Below are 273 nucleotides of genomic sequence, written 5' to 3'. Positions count from 1 at the left end.
TGAGCTTCTGTGCCGGGATCGCCAGCGCGATCGCGATGCCGCCGATGACGAAAGCCGAGATCCGTGCCACGCGCACCTCGTCGCGCTCGGTCGCCTTGCCCTTCTTGAACACCGTGGCGTAGAGGTCGTGCGCCACCGACGAGGCCGACGTCAGGGTCAGTCCCGCGACCACGGCGAGGATCGTCGCGAACGCCACCGCCGAGATCAGTGCGAGAAGGACGGCGCCGCCGGTGGTGCCGTCTCCGCCGCCGACGGCTTCGGCAAGCAGGGGGG

At 70.3% G+C, this 273-nt stretch carries 1 pseudogene; it reads right to left on the bottom strand.

Annotated elements, in window-relative coordinates:
- Positions 1-273 (bottom strand): annotated as a pseudogene (locus tag Q0L15_RS15370) (cation acetate symporter); the annotation flags it as partial.

It is taken from the genome of Nocardioides sp., assembly GCF_024509035.1.
Classification (GTDB): Bacteria; Actinomycetota; Actinomycetes; order Propionibacteriales; family Nocardioidaceae; genus Nocardioides.
This window is presented reverse-complemented; position numbering and strand designations above follow the sequence as displayed.